A 434-nucleotide genomic window follows, 5' to 3' on the forward strand; every position below is an offset into this window, starting at 1 on the left:
TACCCACTCAGCTCGTAACGATGGCGGTTGTTCGGTGGCGCCATACCGCCATAAAACGAAGCCTCTTCGATTTCAAATTTACCCAACGCGCTCGCCCAAGTGTTCGCGCCTTGCGTGCAATCCGTTGCAGAAATGCTTTCCTTTTCTGCCACGGAAGTACGTTTCAAATCCGAAATCAACCAATGCGTCCATACGAAACCCGATGCTGAAATGGCATCTTTGTCTTCCAACACCCCGGCAAACGATTTTGTTCCCTCCGGCGCATCTTCCATCTCAAAAGGAATCGAATAAGAAGGCATACCATTCGGGCTGAACTGGCTGCCGCGCTTGCCGTATTTGTCTTCAACTTCGCCGTTGACAATCGCTTTACTGCTGACTTTCATCTTATATCTCCCAATAGCAGGTTGGCTCCTTCTAAAACACCCCAAGGCATG

General features: G+C 49.8%; 1 protein-coding gene. It reads right to left on the minus strand.

Features of this window, described 5'->3' with window-relative positions:
* Nucleotides 1–383 (minus strand): YbhB/YbcL family Raf kinase inhibitor-like protein (locus ACTHUT_RS22220; protein ID WP_440419978.1); only part of this gene is annotated, 383 nt, incomplete at its 3' end.
* Between the last annotated feature and the right edge of the window lie 51 nt (nucleotides 384–434).

It is taken from the genome of Neisseria sp. P0022.S010, from assembly GCF_051956635.1.